Annotated in this window: 12 protein-coding genes; all 12 read right to left on the reverse strand. The window is 47.8% G+C overall.

The annotated features are described in order from the left end of the window. Positions 1-85: 85 nt before the first annotated feature. The 12 genes from ACOMG9_RS03765 to ACOMG9_RS03820 all read right to left on the reverse strand — a co-directional run bounded on the left by ACOMG9_RS03765 (position 86) and on the right by ACOMG9_RS03820 (position 20,111). The gene (locus tag ACOMG9_RS03765) at positions 86-2,218 is read right to left on the reverse strand and encodes a hypothetical protein (RefSeq protein ID WP_494529784.1); all 2,133 of its coding nucleotides are present in this window, start codon (positions 2,216-2,218) and stop codon (positions 86-88) included. A 187-nt stretch (positions 2,219-2,405) separates the two neighbouring features. Continuing rightward, entirely contained in the window at positions 2,406-4,490 is a 2,085-nt protein-coding gene (locus tag ACOMG9_RS03770; protein WP_494529785.1) for a hypothetical protein, read from the reverse strand. Between the two features lie 209 nt (positions 4,491-4,699). Next, a complete protein-coding gene (locus ACOMG9_RS03775; RefSeq protein ID WP_448215827.1) occupies positions 4,700-5,008 on the reverse strand; it encodes a hypothetical protein in 309 nt (102 codons plus the stop codon). A gap of 52 nt (positions 5,009-5,060) precedes the next feature. After that, positions 5,061-7,154: a hypothetical protein gene (locus tag ACOMG9_RS03780; protein WP_494529786.1), complete on the reverse strand. Its 2,094-nt coding sequence runs from the start codon at positions 7,152-7,154 to the stop codon at positions 5,061-5,063. Positions 7,155-7,419: 265 nt separating this feature from the next. Further along, positions 7,420-9,114 carry a hypothetical protein gene (locus ACOMG9_RS03785; protein WP_448215829.1) on the reverse strand — a complete coding sequence of 565 codons (1,695 nt, stop codon included), beginning with the start codon at positions 9,112-9,114 and terminating at the stop codon, positions 7,420-7,422. Between the two features lie 111 nt (positions 9,115-9,225). Continuing rightward, positions 9,226-11,454: a C2H2-type zinc finger protein gene (locus ACOMG9_RS03790; RefSeq protein ID WP_494529787.1), complete on the reverse strand. Its 2,229-nt coding sequence runs from the start codon at positions 11,452-11,454 to the stop codon at positions 9,226-9,228. Positions 11,455-11,614: 160 nt separating this feature from the next. Further along, positions 11,615-13,003: a hypothetical protein gene (locus ACOMG9_RS03795; protein WP_448215831.1), complete on the reverse strand. Its 1,389-nt coding sequence runs from the start codon at positions 13,001-13,003 to the stop codon at positions 11,615-11,617. 353 nt (positions 13,004-13,356) lie between these two features. After that, positions 13,357-15,057 carry a hypothetical protein gene (locus ACOMG9_RS03800; protein WP_448215832.1) on the reverse strand — a complete coding sequence of 567 codons (1,701 nt, stop codon included), beginning with the start codon at positions 15,055-15,057 and terminating at the stop codon, positions 13,357-13,359. A gap of 122 nt (positions 15,058-15,179) precedes the next feature. Then, positions 15,180-15,725, reverse strand: coding sequence for a hypothetical protein (locus tag ACOMG9_RS03805; protein WP_448215833.1), 546 nt, complete (start codon positions 15,723-15,725; stop codon positions 15,180-15,182). Between the two features lie 35 nt (positions 15,726-15,760). Next, positions 15,761-16,036 (reverse strand): hypothetical protein, encoded by a 276-nt coding sequence (locus tag ACOMG9_RS03810; RefSeq protein ID WP_448215834.1) that lies wholly within the window; start codon positions 16,034-16,036, stop codon positions 15,761-15,763. Between the two features lie 21 nt (positions 16,037-16,057). Next, on the reverse strand, positions 16,058-17,827 hold the full coding sequence (locus ACOMG9_RS03815) for a hypothetical protein (protein ID WP_448215835.1): 1,770 nt from the start codon (positions 17,825-17,827) through the stop codon (positions 16,058-16,060). Positions 17,828-17,987: 160 nt separating this feature from the next. Beyond that, a complete protein-coding gene (locus ACOMG9_RS03820) occupies positions 17,988-20,111 on the reverse strand; it encodes a hypothetical protein (protein ID WP_494529788.1) in 2,124 nt (707 codons plus the stop codon). Positions 20,112-20,129 lie beyond the last annotated feature (18 nt).

Below are 20,129 nucleotides of genomic sequence, written 5' to 3' on the forward strand. Positions count from 1 at the left end.
GAGAAGGTGCGGGTGTCAGATTATGGACTGAAGCCGAAGTCTATGAAGCTATTTGCCAGGAGCCTGTCGGACTTGAGCATCCTCGCTACGGGCGCTGTCCTCTCTCAGCCTCCTGGTCAACATCAACAGGCTTGTGCTTTCGATGTACCCTTTTGTGATTGTTCAGGGCTTGAGCAGTGTTGCAGACCTTCCCGCATGGCTGCGGCTGACCATCCTCCCCGACTACGGTCACTTCACAGGTTTTTTGCCCTGTATGGTATTTGCTTTTGTGAGATGACATAGCCTTGGCACTCCTACAGGCCTTCCCGCATGGCTGCTGCAGGCCATTTTTTCCGACCACGGTCAGGTTACAGATTTGTTGTTCACAGTGATCTCTTCGATTGTGACTCATAAGGGTTCTGATATTACTGAAGACTTTTCCGCATGGTTGCTGCTGGCCATCCTCCCCAACCATGGTCACGTCACAGGTTTGTTGCACGCTGTGGTATTTTGTTTTGTGAGCCGACATGGCTTGAAGACTCTTGCAAACTCTTGCACATGGCTGCGACTGGCCACTCTTCACAACCACTGTTGCCCGACAGGCATATTCTTTGGCGTGGGCTCTTCTTTTGTGATCCCTCAGGGCAATGACATTATTGCAGACCTTCCCGCAGAGTCGCAGCTGGCCATCCTTCCCAAACACGCTTATGTCACAGCTTTGTTGTCCGGTGTGGTCTCTTTGTTTGTGTCTCGACAGGGTTTGAGCATTCTTGCAGACGGCCCCACATCGGCGCGACTGGCCATCCTTCGCGACCAGAATCTCGTTGCAGGTTTTTTGCCCGCTATGGTAACTGCTTTTGTGAGCCGACAGAGATTGAGCGTTCTTGAGGACGAGCCCACATGGCCGTGACTGGCCATCTTTTCCGATCAGAATCTTGGTGCAGGTTTTTTGCCCGGTATGGTAACTGTATCTGTGAGCCGATAGAGATTGAGCATTCTTGAAGATGGCCCCACATGGCCGCAACTGGCCATCTTTTCCCACTGTTGTTACGTCACAGGTTGGTTGTCTTCTGTCGTTTTTGGCATTTATTGCGCCTACCGGCGAAAGATGAGGTTGGTCATCATCCGGTTGGGATGATTCAGTAGTTGATCCAGGTATTTCTGAATAATCAGGCGTTGAGGAAAAAACGGACTCTCTGAGAAGATCATATAGATCGCTTGAGCCATTAATGTCCATTAAATGGTCAGCGGTGTAAGGCCAATTCCAGGGCATTGGCAATTCATCATTAAATGGTTCGGCAGCATTTGTTGTAGAAGCGATTCCATTTAAGGCGATCCCGTCTACAGAGTTGCCAGCAAATACTGGGTGTGAATTGAATAGGGGTTGTATATCAGAAAAATCATTCAGTATTTCAGGAAGCGGGTCTTCCCGGGAGTCTTCAGCAGTCTCCGGATGACAAAGATCTATGTAATCCAGGCAGTGTCCATTAGCCAGATGAGGTGAGCTTCCTCTGTAATCCAGTGGCTGTTCAGATAACTCGCAACTATCGAATGATGGTCGGAATCTGCAAACGTTATTACAGGGATAGACGTAGCAATTTAAATTCAGCGTGTGTTGGTGTTGTTCAGGGCCCTCGTCACCATTGTCAGAGTCAGGATACAGGAGGTTGCTGAAATAGCCTTTAGTGAAGGTGAGTTTTTCCCTGGTGTTTTGGCCGGATGATTCTGATGACTGGTATTGTGCTGAGTTCTTTCCAGAGTCAAGTGCTGAAGTGATGACCGCAAACAGACGATCCTCCCATGTCATAATAAATGACCAATGTCGTACAATAGGACTAAACAATGGTGAATCGGGATTCCAGTCACTTTTCAAAAGCCAACCGATAGCGACAACCAATTTTACAGGCAGGCATAAATATGGTTTGGAGATCATTAGGGTGTCTCTGGCAGTCAGGATCAGTTCACAGGCAACCAGCAGCTGGGTGGCATAAAGCCATTGCCACGAAATTGACACGGGAATGGTCGATTTTATTTCGAAACTGAGAAATATTTGTCGTTTATTCTCGGGTAGCGAAAAGGAGCCTGTACAGATGGTATTGCAGTCCGTGCCTGACAGGCTGCCCGGCAATGTATGACAGTCACACTTGGAAAAGCTCTGTATTGGAGAGTCTGAATTCTGTTCAAGCTTAACAGAAAAACGTTCTGTCGACGGTTCGGCCGGACAGAAGACAGACCGCAACAGAAGCAACAACACCTGTGCTGCGAAGAGTGTATGTTTAATAATTCTATCCTTGCCTTCTGGTTTAAAAAGCGAAGGATAGATCAAGAAAATAAGCGTGTTTTTCTGCTGAAGTTCTTCTGTTAAAAAAACTCTGTCAAAAGCCAAAGGTTGTAGGAGGCAAAACCTCATTAAATAGGGTTTCAGATCAAGGATTGGGGCTATCCTCCAGACCATCAAACTTGAGTTTTCCATGTGAACATTTGTGAATTGCCAGGGAAAGAACACTTTTGTAGACTTTTCCACATGGCCGTTGCTGGCCATCCTTGGCGACCACTATAAAGTTACAGGTCTTTTTCCTGGCGTGGCATCCTCTTATGTGTTCAAGCAGGGTCAGGGCACTCTTGCAGACCTTCCCGCACGGCCTGGGCTGACCATCCTCTGCGATCACTATTGTTTCACAGGTTTTTTGCTCGCTGTGATTTCTTCTTTTATGATCCGACAGGGCCCTGGCATTGCTGAGGATCTTCCCGCATGACTGCAGCTGGCCATCCTCCCTGACCACTCTGAAGTCACAAGTTTTTTGCCCGGTGTGTTTTCTTCTTTTATGATCGGAAAGAGCTTTAGCGCTCTTGCAAACCTTTCCGCATGGCTGCGGCTGGCCATCCTCTCCGGTTACGGTCGTGTTACAGGTTTGTTGCCGACTATGCCCTCTTCTTTCGTGATCCAACAGGGATTTATAAGACCTGCAGACCTTACCGCATGGTCGTTTCTGACCATCCTCCCTGACCACGGTCATGCTACAGGTTTGTTCTCCGGTGTGTTGGCTTATTTTGTGATACGACAGGGCTTTAATATTCCTAAAGACCATCCCACATGCTCGCTGCTTGCCATTCTTACCGACCACGGTCAGATAACAGATTTTTTGCCCCCTGTGGATTCTGTTTTTATGAGATGACAGATATTTAGCATTCGTGAAAACTTTTCCGCATGGCTGTGGCATATTATCCTGACCGATTACTGTCAAGTCACATATTTCCTGCCCGGTGCGGATGTTGCCTCTGTAATTCAACAGGTTGTATTGGCAATGTTCAGCCAATGACGTGGTGAACCAGTTAGTAACCGAAGCAGTGGCTCCTTCGAGAAGATTATTTGGGTCGAGTGACCTGCTAACGATTGCAAAACCGTCAGCGCCGGAAGACAAATTCCCTGCCATATCATCATGGAGTGGTGCGAGAGTCTTGGTTGCACAGATTGCTCCAGCAACCATTGACTCTGAGGTGACCTCGATTAAGGCGACTTCGTTTGTATAGTTGCTGCTATTGTCGGGCTTGCCACTAATGTCGTGGAGCAGTGGCTCTGATAGTGGGGCAGAATCGAATGGGAGTTGGATGTCAGGGAGATAGTTTGACGTGTAGAAAAGCGAGTTTTGTTCGGGATGTATAGCGTCTTCAGAATATGAATAGTCTATGCAACCAAGACAGTTTCCATCAGCTAAATGAGGGCATGAGCTTTGTCCTGGTATTGCTCCTGTTTGGCCTGCTGCACTCTCTTTGGAATTCATCATCCATTCAGCGGGCCATCTGCTATCGGATGGTAGTCGCAATCGACAAACACCGAGGCAGGGATAGACGAAACAATTAAAATCCAAAGTATGCAGCTGTTGGTCAGGACCTCCGTTATCGCCGCCATACTTGTTATTCAGTGGGGTGGTCGAATAGCCCGCAGGGTGGCTAGTGGCTTGCGGGGCATCCTGCCTCGATGATTCTAATGGTTGGCATTTTTGTTGGTCATGTCCGGAGCCAAACGTCATCATGGCTGAAAACGGCTGTCCCCACTGTGTCAACATAGAAGTCGACTGTAGTTCAATCGGGTTAAGCAGTGGTGAATCGGGGTGCCAATAGTTTTTTATAATCCAGATCGCCGCTATAGTCGCCTCTGCGGGTATCCATGAATAAGGTGTGGTGCTCAGGGGGGTGTTTTTAGTAGTCAGGATCAGTTTGTAGGTAGCCAGCAGCTCGTTGGCAGAAAGCAACTGCCAGAAAATCGACTCAATAAGTGTTGTTTTCAGACTGTAACTGTAGTTATTGTATCGTTTAATTTCGGGTGGCAGATCTGGTTCTGCATAGTGGCTTCTGACGGCAACATTTGAAGGTTCATTTGGTAATATATGCCAGACCTGTCCGATAGAAAAGCTCTCATTTGGAGAACCTGAATCTTGTACAAACTCGACAACGAGAGGTCCTGACCACGGGCCAGTCTGGCTGATGACGGGCAACGACAATAGCAGCAACAGCGTTGCCGCAAGGAGTGAGAGATTAATAATCCTATCCTTGCATCATGGTTTTTCAGAAAGGAAGAATAGATCAAGAAAATAAACGTGTTCATCTGTCAAAGTCTTTCCGTCAGAAAAACTCTGTCAAAAACCAAAGATTGTAACGGGAAACACCACTCTTGCAGACTTTCCCCCATGGACTCTGCCCCCATCCTGTCCAACTTCAGTCAAGTCACGGATTTATTGTTGGGAGTGATATTTTTTTTGTGATACGACAGGGCTCTGGAGTTCTTACAGACAGTCCCGAATGACTTCGGTTGTTCATCCCCTCTGACCAGGAGCACGTCACAGATTTTTTTCCTGATGTGGGGTCTTCTTCTGTGATCAAACAGGGCTCTGGCATTGTTGAAGACTCTGCCGCATGACTGCTGTTGACCGTCCTCTCTCAACAAGATTAAGTCACAGATTTGTTGTCCGCTGTGGGTGCTTCTTTTGTGATCCGTCAGGACGCGAGCATTCTTGCAAAATGGGAGCATGAGTCTTGTCCGAGTGTTGCTCCTGATTGAGAGGACTGCATTGAAGCCATTACTAATCCAGATCAAAAGGCTTGTGTTTTAGATGTATTCTTTTGTGATCCGACAGGGCACCTTTGCTTTCGAAGGCCATTCCGCATGGTCGCTGCTCTCCATCCTCCCCAACTACGGTTATTTCACAGGTTTGTTGCCCTCTGTGGTATCTTCTTTTGTGAACCGCTAGAGATCTGAGATTGTTGCTTATTTTGCCGCATGGCTGCCGTTGACCATCCTTTCCCACCAAGCTTAGGTTACAGGTTTGTTGCCCGCTGTGGTCTTTTACTTTGTGATAGTACAGGGTTCTCGCATTTTTGCAGACCATTCCGCACAGTCTTTGTTGGCCATCCTCCCCGACCATGTCCAGGTCACAGGTTTTTTGTCCGCTGTGATAACCACTTTTGTGAGCCGACAGGGCATGAGCACTCCTGCAAACCAATCCGCATTGCCTTGGCTGGCCATCCTTCCCGGTCACTATTACCTCACAGGTTCGTTGCCCGCTGTGGGTGCTTCTTTTGTGAGTCGACAGGCTATTAGGGTTCTTGAAGACCTTCCTGCATTGCTGTGGCTGGCCATCTTCTCCGACTATTTTTACGTAGCAGATTTGCTGCCCGCTGTGCTCTCTTCTTTTGTGCTCTAAAAGGAACTGATAGTTCTTGCAGACTAGCCCACATGGCTGCCGCTGGTTATTTGCACCAAGCATTGTTGCCGAGCAGGTTTTTTTCCCTGAGTGGACTCTTTTTCTGTGATTCGACAAGGTTTTGGCATTCTTGAAGACCTTCGCGCATGGTTTCTGCTGGCCATCCTCCTTGACCACGTTCACATCACAGACTTTTTGTCCGGTGTGGCCTTTGCTTTTTGGATCTGAAGGGGCCTGTTCAGTGTCTGTCGAGGTAAGATGAGGTTGGCGTTGACTCAATGGGGAAGATTCAGCATTGGTTTGTTGTGTTTCTGAAGTTCCCACTGGAGGTGGCAGGTGCGGGAGCATAGAGGAAAACCCGGCTTCTTCGGGAAGACTCTGCAGACAGGATCCACTAACAACCGCAGAATGATGAGCGTTGGATGGCCAGTAGCCGGGTATTGGCAGATCATCATTGAGTGGCCCGGTCACATTAGTTGTTGAGTCTGGCCCTGCATTCATTAAGTCTATAGAGTTGAAGCTATGGGTCGGGCTGCTATCAATGTCATAGGCCTGTAAGTCAAACTGTCGACCAGAATCGAATGGGCATTCAATGTCAGAAAGATCGTCTAATGTTACGAAAGTCGAGTTTTGTTGGGTATCTATAGTATTTACAGGAACAAAACAACAGGTGCAAGTCAGACAGTATCTATTAGCGAAATGAGGGCATGAACTCTGTTTGGATATTGCTTTTGAGTGACCTGTGGAACTTTCTCCGGAATTCAGCGGCCATTCAGCGGGACCGCTGTTATCGGAAGAGGGACGGAATTGACAAACGCCATTACAGGGATAAACGAGACAATTTACACCAAAAGTGTGTAAGTGTTGTTGAGGGTCTTCGTTACCGTCGCCAGAGTCAGAGGACAGTGGATCAGTAAAATAGCTCGCAGGTTGGGTGGTGGCTTTTGGGGTCTGCTGCCCCGGTGATTCTGATGGCTGGTATTGTGGTGGGTTACGTTCGGAGCCAAACATCGTAGTGATGGTTGCAAAGGGCTGATCCTGACTCGACTCATGTTGTTCAATCGGGTTAAACATTGGTGAATCAGGGTTCCAGGCGCTTTTTAGAAGCCAAGCGACAACAATAGTCGTTTCTAAAGGTGGCCATGAATAAGGCTCTGACTTAAGAAGAGCGTCCTGAACGGTCAAGATCAGTTCGAAAGCAACCAGCAGGTCAGCAGCGTAAAGCCATTGCCATGAAATTAATTCAATAATGCTCGAATCGCCATGCCTGTGTCGTTTTTCATCTGGTGGTGAAGCTGCTCCGGTATAGCCGTCTATGTCGACAGTGTCTGACGGGTTTCCCGCTAGTGTTAGTCGGTTACGCTTTATGGAAAAGCTCTGTTTTGCCGAACCTGAATTCTTTTCAAGTTCAACAGCAAAGCATCCTGTCCACAGTTTAGCCTGACAGGCGAGAGACAGCGACAGTAGAAGCAACAAAGGTGCCGCAAAGAGTGAGTGTTTAATAATTCTATTCTTGCATTCTGACTACAGATAGGAAGGATAGATCAATAAAATAAGTGCGCTTTCCTGTCAAAGTTTTTTTACAAAAAAAAAACAAAGGTTGCACCGGTTAAAATCTCATGAAAGGGCGGGTGTCAGACTAAGGACCGCCATCGTCCCGATCGACATCAACATGTTTGCGTTTTAGATGCTCTCTTTTGATTTTCTCCAGAAATTTGGCGTTCTTGCAGAGTCTGTCTCAGGAACTCTGCAGGTTACCCTTGCGGACCAGGCTTGTGTTACAGGCTTTTTGCTTTCTATGTTTTTTTCTTTTGTGATCCGACAGGGTTTGAACACTTTTGCAGATTTTACCGCATGGCCGTCGCTGGCCATCAGAACCGATCAGGATCACGTCACAGATTTTTTGCTCGCTATGGCTTCTTCTTTTGTGATTCCAAAGAGCTCGAGCATTTTTGCAGACTCGATCGCATGGCCGATGCTTGCCATCCGCCCCTAACACGATCACGTCACAGGTTTGTCGCTCGCCATGTGTTTTTCTTTTGTGATCCGACAGGGCTCGAGCATGCTTGCAGATCTTCCCGCATGGCCTTGGCTGGCCATCTTCTCCGGTCACGGTCACGTTACAGGTTCTTTGCCCGCTGTGGACTCTGCTTTTGTGATCTGAAAAAGCTTGTGCGACACCTGTTTGGGAATGACGAGCTGTGCTTTGATTCAATTGTGACGATTCAGTGGTGTTTGGTTGTGTTTCTGAATTTCCCATTGGAGGAGGCAGTTGGGTGAATGTCAGGGAGCCCCCTGCTTCTTGAGAAAGACCGTGTGGATCGGGTGACCGATTAATGACCGGAAACTCAAGCGCGTTGGACGACAAACTTCTGTGGGATAGCACTTCATCATTGAGTAGCCCGTTAGTATTCTTTGTAAAGGCCACTCCTGCACTCATTAAGTCTGAAAAGCTGAAGCTATTGATCGGGTCGTTATCAAAGTTATACGCCTCCAGATCAAATAGAGGCCTGGAATCGAACGGAAATTCAATGTCAGAAAGATCGTCCAATGTTCCGACAGCCGAGTTTGGTTGGGAATCTTTAGCGCTCAAAAGATCAAAGTGACCTATGCAACTAAAGCAGCGCCCGTCAGCCAAATGGGGGCATGAGTTTTGTTCGGGTGTTGCTTTTATGTGAGCTCGCAAGTTTTCTATAGAATGCGACGGCCATTCATCAGGATCACTGCTATCGGATGATGGTCGGAATTCACAAGCGCCACGACAGGGATAGATGAAACAATTTAAACCTAGAGTGTGTGAATGTTGTTGTGGATCTTCGTTACCGTCGGCAGATTCAGAATACTGGAGATGAGTAAAATAGCCTGTAGGCTGGCTGGTGGCCTGTGGAGTACGATGCCTTGATGATTCAGCTGGCTGATTTTGGGGTGGATTATGTCCGGAGCCAAGTGTCATAGTGATGGTCGCAAACAGTTGATCTCTCTGTGTCAAAATAGATGTCGACTGTAGTCTAATTGGTTTAAATAACTGTGAATCATGATTCCAAAAGCTTTTTAAAAGCCAGCAGGCAGTGACAACCGCTTCCAAAGGTAGCCAAGAATAAGGGGTGGAGCTATGGGAGTCGTCTTGGGTGGTCAGGATGAGTTCGTAAGCAATCAGCAGGTTCGAGACGTAAAGCCATTGCCGCGAAATCGGCTCAATGATAGACGAACAGACACGACTTTGTCGCTTTCTATCCGATGGCGAATCTGATCCTGTATAACCGTTTGTGTCGGCAATGTCTGAGGAGGGCGGCAGTGTACCTCGGCTACGCTTTATAAAAAAGCTCTGTTTTTGAGAACCCGAATTCTGTTCAATCTTAATAGTAAAAGGTCCTGTCCAGGTTTTGGCCTGACAGACGACAGAAAACGACAGAAGCGGCAAAAGCAGTGCCAAAGAGAGAGTATGTTTAATAATTCTATCCCTGGAATCTAGTTCACTGGCAAGAAGAATAGATCACCTAACGAAAGAGCGGAGGTCAGATCATTACTTATTTACTCAATCTTTTTAAGGGCTGAGGTCATCTTCCTGCTCCTCGGCGGTATGCTTGCGTTTTCGATCTATTCTTTTATGTTGCAACAGGGTTTCAGCATTACTGCAGCCCCTGGCGCCCGGTTGCGACTGGCTGTTCCCTCTGTCTATGGTTGAGTCACAGATTTGTTGCCCTGTATGCTCTTTTCTTCTGTGAGTCGACAGAGACTGAGGTCTCCTGTAGACCTTCCCGCATGGTTGCAGCTGGCCATTCTCCCCGACTATTGTCACATCACAGATCCATTGCTGGTTATGAAATTGGCTTTTGTGAGTCGATAGACTTAGAGCACTCTTAAAAATCTTTTTGCATGGCTGAAGCTGTCCATTCTCCCCGACTATTGTCACGCGACAGGTTCTTTGCCCGCTATGATATTGGCTTTTATGAGTCGATAGTGACTGAGCATTCTTACAGATCTTCCCACATGGATGCGATTGATCATCCTCGCCGATTGTTATCATATCACAGGTCTTTTGCCCAGAATGATATTGGCATTTATGACTTGCCAGAGATTGAGCACTCTTAAAAATCTTTGCGCATGGCTGAAGCTGTCCATTATTCCCGACTACTGTCACATGACAGGTCTTTTGCATGCTGTGAGCTTTGCTTTTGTGAGATGACAGGGCGACAACACTCGTTGAGACCTTTCCGCACGGTTGTGGCTGGCCATCCTTCCCGACCACCTTCACGTGACAGACTTGTTGCCTGGGGTGGATTTTGCTCTTGTGACATGACAGGACTCGAGCATTCTTGCAGACTTTTCCGCATGGTCGTTGCTCACCATCCTCTCCGATCACTGTTGAATCACAGGTTTTTTCACCGCTATGTTCTCTGCTTTTGTGTTCCGACAGACTTTGAATACGCTTGTAGCTCTTTCCACAAAGTTGTTGCTGGCCATCCTCCCCGATCACTATTAAGTTACAGGTAGTTTGCCCGGTGACGATTATGCGATCTGAAAGGGCTGATGCTGCGGCTGTCGGGGGACGATCAGCCTGGCTTTGACTCAATTGGAATGATTCATGGGTTGTTTGTTGTGTTTCTGAAATTCCCGTCGGAAGAGGGGATTGGTTAAGTGTCAAGGAAAATCTGGCATTTTCGGCAAAACTCTGAAGATCGAGTGACCCGTTAGTGGCCGGAAATTCATAGTCGTTGAAAGAAAAATTCCTGAACGTCAGCTCTTCATCATTGGGTGCTCCTATAGCATCCGATCTATAGGCTGCTCCTGCATTCAGTAAGTCAATAGAGTTGAAGTTATTGGGCGGGTTGCTACCAAAGTCGTTCACCTCTCGATCAAATAGTGGGCCAGAATCGAATGGCAATTGAATTTCAAAAAGTTCATCCAATGTTTTCAAGGTTGAGTATGCCTGGGAGGCAGAGGCGCATGCAGGATCAAGATAGCGCATACAACTGAGGCAGTGTCCATGGGGCAGATGAGGACATGTTTGTTGAGGTGTTACTGCGTTGTCTATCGAACTATTTGGAGAATTCAGCGGCCTTTCAACTGAATCGCTGCTATCGGATGGTGGTCGGAATTGACAAACGCCATTGCAGGGATAGACGAAACAATTTAAACCTAACGTGTGTTGGTGTTGTTGAGAGCCTCCGTTGCCATCGGCAGAGCCGGAGTAAAAGATGCTGGTGAAAAAGTCTGTAGCCTGGTTACTGGTCGCAGGGGTGGGTTGACCGGATGATTCTGATGCCTGATAGGGGGGTGGGTTATGTCCAGAGCCAAACATAGTGGTGATGGTTGCAAATCGGTGATCCCCCTCTGTCAACATAAGTGCCGCCTGTTGTTCAATTGATTTAAACAGCGGTGAATCGGGATGCCAAAAGCTTTTTAAAAGCCAGCTGACAGCTATAATCGCCTCCAAAGGTAGCGATGAATAAGGAGTGCAGCTCAGAAGAGCGTCTTGAGTGGTCAGGATCAGCTCAAAAGCCATCAGCAGATTCGTGGCGTAAAACCATCGCCACGAGATCGACTCAATAATGGTCGAACCAGCATGTCTGTCTTGTTTGTCATCGGTTGACAAAGCTGATCCTGGGTAGCTTTTTGTGTCGGTAGTGTCTAGCGGGTTTCCCGACAGTGTTGGCCGGTCAGACTTTATGGAAAAGCTCTGTTTTGAACTTGCATTCAGTTCAAGCTCAACACTAAAGCGTCCTTTCCACGGATTGGCCTGACAGACGGCAGACAGCCACAGTAGCAGCAACAACGGTGCCGCAAAGAGAAAGTGTTTAATAATTCTGTCTCTGGATCCTGATATACAGAGAGGAAGGATAGATCAAGAAAATAAACATGTTTTTCTGTCAAAAACATTCTCTTTAAAGCCGATGGTTGCTGCCGGAAAAAAGCATGGAAGGTTGGGTAAATCAGAGGCCGAGGTCAGAGTCCAGACTAACAGGCTTGTGTTTTCTATGTCTTCCTTTGTGGTCCCACAGGGTTTTAGCATTCTTGCAGATCATACCGCATGGTTGTTGTTGGCCATCTTCCCCAACTACCATCACATCACAGGTTTGTTGTCCGGTGTGCACTCTGTTTTTGTGATTCGACAGGGCATTAGCATTTTTGCAGACCCTCCCGCATGGCCACTGTTTGCCATCCTTCCTGACCACTGTTTTGTCACAGGTTTTTTGCCCGCTGTGGCATTTACTTTTATGCTCCGCCAGAGAGCGGGCATTCTTGCAGACCATACCACATGGCCACTGCTGGCCATCTTTCCCGACCAGATTCACATCACAGGTTTGACGTCTGCTGTGGTATCTTCTTTTGTGATCCGACAGGGCTTGAGCATTTTTGCAGAATTTCCCGCACAGCCCTGGCTGGCCATCTGCTCCGATCAGGGTCACGTCACAGATTTTTTGCCCGGTATGGTATCTGCTTTTGTGAACCGAAAGGGCTTTAGTATTTTTGCAAACCCTTCCGCATAGCTGCGGCTGATCATACTCCCCGCCCCGGAGCTCGTTGCATACCAGGTTCCCAACGTAGCATTTGCTTTTGTGATTTGTCATGAGTTCTTGTGTCTGAGTCAATTGGTCAGAATCGAATGGGCGGTGAATTTCAGGGAGTTCATTCAATGTTTCAAGAGCTGAGTGTTGTTCGGAATATGCTTCGTTTGCCGGATCAAAACCTATGCAACTAAGGCAGTATCCATTAGTCAAATGAGGGCATGAGCTTTCAATGAAACTCAGCGGCCATTCAGCGGGTGCTCTGCTATCGTGTGATGATCGGAATTGACAAACCCCAATGCAGGGATAGACGAAACAATTTAAACCCAGAGTGTGCAGGTGTTGTTGAGGATCTCCTTTACCGTCGCCAGAGCCAGAATACACAGGGTTGGTTAATGAACCAGCCATGCGGGTGATGGGTTGTGGGGCTTTCTGGCTGGACGATACAGATGGCTGGTATTCTTGCTGGTTACTTCCAGAGCCAAACATCGCTGCGATGATCGCAAAAATCGCTTTTACAGATAGCCATGAAGAAAAGTTCGAATATAGAGGGAAGGGGTCGGTTGTCAGGGTCAGCTCGTAAGCAAGCAGTAGCTTTGTGACATGAAGCCATTGCCACGAAGTTGACTCAAAGGTGGTCGTTTTCACTTCGTAACGGCAAAGTTTTTGGCGTTTGTCATCGTGGGGCGAAGCTGATCCTGAACAGCCGTTTGTGTCGGCAATATCTGACGGGTTGTCTGGTAATGTCTGACGGTCATGCTTTATGAAAAAGCACCGGTTTGAAGAACCAGCATCCTGTTCATACTCGATCATAAAACGTCCTGTCCACGGTTCGGCCCAGACGACAGATAGTGACTGAATCAGCAAAAGCAGTCCCGCAAAGAGTAAGTATCTAATAATACTGTCCTTGCTTTCTGGCTACAGAGAGGAAAGATAGATCAAGAAAATAAGTGTGTTTTTGTGCCTCCTTCATAAATGATGGGTATCATATCCATACCACTTATTCATTTACCTTTTTGTGGAGTGGAGTCATCCTCCCGGCGTTCATCAACAGGCTTGTGCTTTCGATGTATTCTTCTGTGATTCGAGGGGTCCATAGAAAGCTGGCAGACCTCCCTGCATGGACGCAGCTGACCATCCTCTGCGAGTATTTTTACGTCACAGGTTTATTGCCTGCTGTGAGCTGTTTTCTTGTGATACGTCAGGGTACAAATATTCTTGCAGACTTTCCCGCATGGCCATTGCTGGCCATCGTCCCCAATCAGGGCTGTGTCACAGGTTTGTTGTCCGCTATGGTATCTTTTTTTGTGATCAGACAGAGCTTTGGAGCCCTTGCAGATCGCCTCGCATGGCTGCAGTCGGCCATCCTCCCTGATCATTATTTCGTCGCAGATTTGTTGCCTGCCGTGAGCTGCTCTTTTGTGATCTGACAGGGTCTTAAGACTCTTGCAGATCTTCCCACATAGCCGCTGCTGACCATCTTCCCCGACCATTCTCACGTCACAGGTTTGTTGCCCGCTGTGGTATCTTATTTTGTGATCCGACAGGGCTCCAGCATTCTTACAGACCCTCCCGCAGAGGTGCTTCTGGCCATTCACTCCGATGACTCTTGCGTCACAGGTCTTTTGCCCGGAGTGTACTTTGCTTTCGTGAACGGATAGCGATAGAGCATTCTTGCAGACTTGCCCGCATGGTTGCCGCTGGCCATCCTCTCCAACCAGGGTCATATAACAGGCTTTTGGCCCGGTGTGGGCTCTTCTTTTGTGATTCACCAGGGCTTGAATATTCTTGCAGACCATCCCGCATGGCCGCTGCTGACCATCCTCACGGACCACTGTAACTTTGCAGGTTGGTTGCTCGCTGTGATATTCGCTTTTGTAGTCCGGGGCCATTCCTTCTGAGGCAACCCCGTCTGTAACGTTGTCGTACACGTTATGCGGCTTAAGCTCAACTAGTTGGCCAGAATTATATTGGAGATGAATGGAAGTGGGATCAATCCATGTTTCGATAGGTGGTTTTTGTTGGAAATATGTTGCGCCTGCAAGATCAAAATCACCTATACAATTAAAACGGCATTCATTCACCAAATGGGTGCATGAGCTTTGTCCTTTCGAACTTTCTTCGGTACTCAATGCCCATTCAGTGGGCTCACTGCTGAAAGATAATGGTCGAAATCTGCAAACGCCACGACAGGGATAGATGAAACAATTTAAACCCAGGGTGTGTGACTGTTCTTGAGGGCCTCCATTACCGCCGCGATAGTCAATATTCACGAGACTGTTGAAAGAGCCTGTAAGGTGATTGGAGGCTTTCTGGAATTGCTGACCGGATGATGCTGATGGCTGGCATTGTTGTTGGTTATTTCCGTAGCCAAACATTGCATTGATGGTCGCAAACGGTTGATTCTGATTCGCCTCTTGCTGAGCCACTTTTGGTTCAATCGGGTTAAACATCGGTGAATTGGGGTTCCAGTAGCTTTTTAAAAGCCAACAGAAAACTATAATTGCTTCTGGAGGTAACCATGAATAAGGATTGGAGAACAGAGGAGCGTCTCTGGTGGTCAGGATAAGTTGGTTAACCGCCAGCAGATGAGTGGTATAAAGCCATTGCCACGAAATCACATTAATGATGGTTGTTTTAACTCCATAACTGCAAGATTTTTGAGGTATATCATCAGGGGGCGAATCAAATCCTGAATGGTCTGAAGTACAGATAATGTCTGACGGGTTTTCTGACAATGTGTGCTGGTCTTGTTTTAAGTAAAAGCCCTGATCTGGAGAACCAGTATCCTGTTCAAGCTCGACAATAAAACATCTTGTCCGGAGTTCAGCCTGACAGGGGAGAGACAACGTCAGAAGTAAAAACATCACTGCCGCAAAAGGTGAGTGTTTGATAATTCTATCCTTGCTTTCTGGTTTACAGAGAGGAAGGATAGATCAAGAGAATCAGCATACTTTTCTGCCAAAGATATTCTGTTCATAAACCTTTGCTAAAACCAAAGGCTACACGGGGCAAAAAGTCGCTGCGTATTGGTCAGACCATTGCCGAACATATTAAGGATCGAGGTTATTGTCCAGATCCACATCAACAGGCTTGCGTTTTCCATGAATTCTTCTGTGAACACTGTCACCTCACAGGTTTTTTCTCCGCTGTGGTATCTGCTTTTGTGAGCTGCCAGGGACATGGTATTCTTGAATACGGTTCCGCACACTCGAGGTTGGCCATCCTCCCCGACCAGGGTCAGGTTACAAATTTTTTGTCCGCTGTGGAGTTTGTTTTTGTGAGTACACAGAGATTGAACATTCTTGCAGACTGCACTACGTAGCTGCTTCTGGCGATCCCTTCTGGTCACGGTGATATTGCATATTATTAGATTTTTGTCGTGTATTATTTCTTGCCCGGACAAGGTTTGTTGGCAGTGAGTAGCTCCTTTAGCTGATGTTCCTTCGGGAACAAGGCAATCATTCCCGGGTATTGACGCATCATCGCTGAGTAACCCGATAAGAGCTTCTGTAAAGGCTGTCGCTGAACTCATTAAAAGCCAACTGAAAAATGCAACCGCTTCTGCTGCTAGCCATGAATATTGAGTGGTGCCTGAAGAGGCGTCTTCAGTGTGTAAATGCAATGTTTTCGTCGTTTTTTATCAGGTAGAAAACCTGATTCATTGTGGTCGTTGGTGACGCTAATATCTGAAGGGTTGCCCGACAATGTGCCCCGGTCAAATTTTATAGAGAAAGTGTCGCTTGGAGAACCTGCACCCTGTTCAAGCTCGACATTAAAGCGTCCTGTCCACGGTTTGGCCTGACAGACGACAGTCAGCGACAGTAGCACTCGGAAAAAAACCATGAAAGGGTGCCAGACAAGGGATTAATCGCCCTGTTTCACATTCACAGGCTTGCGTTTTCGGTGTACTCTTTTGTGATTCGAAAGTTCCAGAGCATTGTTGCAGACCTTCCCGCATGATTGCTGCTGGCCATTCTCACTGATCACGATCACTTCACAGGTTCTTTGCCCGGTGTGGTATTTTCTTCTGTGATCTGACAGGGCTTTGGAACTTCTGCAAACCGCCCCGCATGGCTGCTGCTGGCCATTTTCTCCGATCACTGACAGGTTACAGGTTTTTTGCTCGCTGTGGTCTCCTCTTTTGTGATCCGACAAGGCTTGAGCACTCTTGCAGACCTTCCCGCATGGGCGCGGCTGTCCATCCTTCCCGACTATGTTCTCTTCACAGGTTTGTTGCCCTGTATGGTATCTGCTTTTGTGAGATGCCAGGACTCGAGCATTCTTGCAGATTCTTCCGCATGGTCGTTGCTGACCATCCTTGTCGATCACTTTTTTGTCACAGGTTTGTTTGCCGGTGTGGAATCTGCCTTTGTGATTCATCAGGACTTGAGCATTCTTGCAGACCTTTCCACAGGGTTGCTGATGGCCGTCTTCAAGGACCAGGGTCGCGTCACAGGTCTTTTCGCCGGTGTGGTATTTGCTTTTGTGAGATGACAGGGCTTGAGCATTTTTACAGACATGCCCGCATGGCCGCTGCAGGCCATCTTCCATGACCAGGGTCACGTCACAGGTTGGTAGTCTGCTCTGGTCTCTGGCTCGTATTTTACCACGCATACTGAGTAGCCCATCGATTATAACAATGTCATCAGCGGTGACAGGCAAATGCCCGGACATTGGTACATTACAATTGACTGGCCCGGCAGGGTCATTATTTGCTGCCCCTGCATTCATTAAATGTCTGGCGATTATAGAATCAACATGACTTCTGCAGCTCAAGCTGGGACCATTAGCTAAACAGGCGTGTGAGTTTTGTCCTGTTTGACCTGTCGAATGGTCTAAGGGATTTGGCGGCCATTCATCGTGTTCATTGCTATCGAATGATGGTCGAAATTGACAAACGCCATGGCAGGGATGGAGGAAACAATTTAAACCTAACGTGTGTGAGTGTTGCTGAGGATCTCCTTTACCCTCGCCAGAGTGTAGAAAACTCGTGAAAGAGCCTTTAGGATGGGTGATAACTTGTGGGGCTTGCTCACCAGAAGATTCTGATGACTGATGCTGATATTGTGCCGGGTTATGTTCAGGGCCAGGCATCATAATGGTGATCGCAAACGGGCGATTTTGGCTCGCTTCCTTTTGTACAATCGGGTTAAACAGCGGTGAATCAGAGTTCCAGAGGCTTTTTAAGAGCCAACCGACAGCGATAGTTGCTTCCAGAGGTATCCAGGAATAAGAAGGTGTCGCAAAACTCCAGTAACCCTTTCTCAACCCGGAGCAGATGAGTATTTTTGTGACAGCCTGATAAAGGGTCGGGCCCAGGGGCTTGTCTTTGTTGGTCAAGATCAGTTCATAAGCAACCAACAGCTTTGTTGCGTATAGCCATTGCCACGAAATCAACTCAATAAAAGTCTTTTGTATCTCGTAACTATAAATCTTTTGTCGTTTGTTATCAGGTGGCATACCCGCTTCTGCGCAGCCGTCAGTGTTGTCAATATCTGAGGGGGTGCGCGACAATCTGCGCCGGTCAAGTTTTATAGAAAAATTATGGTTTGGAGAAGCTGCATCCTGTTCAGGCTTAACAATAAAACGTCCTGCCCAGGGTCTGGCCTGGCAGACGACAGACAACGACAGCAATAGCAGTGCAGCCGGGACTATGTGTTTGATAATTCTATCCTTGCATTCTGGTTTACAGAGAAAAAGGATAGAACATGAAAATAAGGGTGTTTTTCTGGCAAAAAGCCTCTCTTGAAAAGCAAAAGTCGCATCTGGAAAAATCTCATGAAAGCTTGCCAGACTAGTCGTTCAGGCCCGTATCCATACGCTTGCGTTTTCGATGAAGTCTTTTGTGCACCGACAAGGCGTGAGCATTCAGGCAGATCTTTCCGCATCGCCGCTGCTGATCATACATCACGGCCACGGTCTCATCACAGGCTTGTTGCCCTGTGTGGTCTCTTCTTTTGTGAGATGACAGGTCTTGGGCATTCTTGAAGAACTTTCCGCATGGCCGCAGCTTGGTGTCCTCCCCGACCACGATCGCGTCACAGGTTTTTTGCCCGCTGTGGACCTTGCTTTTATGAGACGACATAGATGGAGCATTCTTAAAGATGATTCCGCATGGTCGCAGCTGGCCATCTTCCCCAACTACGGTTACGTCACAGATTTTTTGCCCGGAGTGGAATCTACTTTTATGAGTCGACAGGGCCTGAGCATTTTTGTAGAGCTTCCCGCATGGCCGAGGCTGGCCATCATCCCCGATTACAGTCCGGTCACAGGTTTTTTGCCCGCTATGCCCTCTGCTTTTGTGACATGACAGGGCTTTGGCATTCTTGCAAATCATTCCGCATGGCTGCTGCTGGCCATCCTGCCCGGGCTCTATTACCTCACAGACTTGCTGCCCGCTGTGGTCTCTGCTTTTGTGATCACCCAGGGCACGGTTATTCTTGCAAACCTTCCCGCATGATTGCTGCTGGCCATTCTCATTGATCACGTTCACTTTGCAGGTTTGTTGTCCCTTGTGGTATCTGTTTTTGTGAGATGACAGAGCGTTGGCGTTTTTGCAGACAGTTCTACATGGTCGCTGCTGGCCAGATTTCCCGGGCACAGTCTCTTGACAGATTCGTTGTCTCGTGTCGTCTGTTCTTTTGTGATCCCTCTGGGCCTGATCACTTTTGCAGGACTTCCGGCATGATCGCATTCGGTCATTCTTTCCGATCATGGTCACATGACAGATGTTTTGCCCGCTGTTGTCTGTGGCTTGTATTGCTTCTGTCTGGAAAAGATCAGGTTGGCTCTGAACCGATTGGGATGATTCAGTGGTTATGTGTTGTGTTTCTGAATGGGTAGACGTGAAGGAAATCCCGGTTTCTCCGAGAGGATTCTGGCCACGTAGCTTGAGTAAACCGTTAACTATAACCAAATCATCAGCAGTGATAGGTAAATGTCTGCGCATTGGGATATCATCATTGACTGGCTCCATAGGGGCAGTATTTGCCACTTCAGCACTCATTGAACATCCAGGGTTGCAGCCATTCAGGTTGCCATCAAGGCCATGGAGCTGATGCTGATCAGCCTGTTGCTCAGAAGGTTGGCCAGAATCACACTGGAGATGAATGTCAGGGGGATTAATCCGTATTTCGAAAGGTCGGATTTCTTGGAAATCTTTAGCGTTTACAAAACCAGAATGATCCGAATAACCAGGGCTGTATCCATTGGCAGAATGGGGAGGTGTTTTTTGACCGGGCTTAACTCCTGCGTGATCTGACGAACCGTCCTCGGAATTCGGTGGCCATTCACTGGGCTCTGTGCTGTTGGGTGAGGGTCGGAATCCACAAACACCATGACAGGGATAGACAAAACAATTTAAATCCAAAGTATGAAAGTATTGCTGAGGGCTCCGGTTACCCCGGCCAGAGGCAGAGTACAGAGGGCGAATTATAGAACTTGCAAGAGAGGGGGTGGCTTGTGAGGCCTGCAGGCCGGATGGTTCTGATGGTGGGTGTTGTTGTTGGTTACGCTCGGAGCCAAACAGCGCAGTGATGATCGCAAACGGGTTATTTTGACTCGCTTCTTGCGGTGCCTCTTTTAGTTCAATCAGGTTAAACAGTGTTGAGTGGGGGCGGCAATAGCTTTTTAAAAGCCAGCTGAAAGCGATAACCACTTCGACAGGTATCCATGAACACGGGGTGGAGCACGCAGAGGCGCCTCTGATAGTCAGGATCAGTTCGTAACCAGACAGCAGATGATTGGCGTAAAATAGTTGCCAGGAACTCGACTCAACAGGGGTCGTATCTACCCCGTAATGATTGTCAGCAGTGTCTGACGGATTGTCGGACAATGTATGCTGGGCACGCTTTATAGAACAGCTCCGGCTTTGAGGACCTGCATCCTGCTCAAACTCAACAATAAAAGGTCCTGTCAAAGGCTCGGCCTGACAGAC

Source organism: Endozoicomonas sp. PH6C (assembly GCF_059322965.1).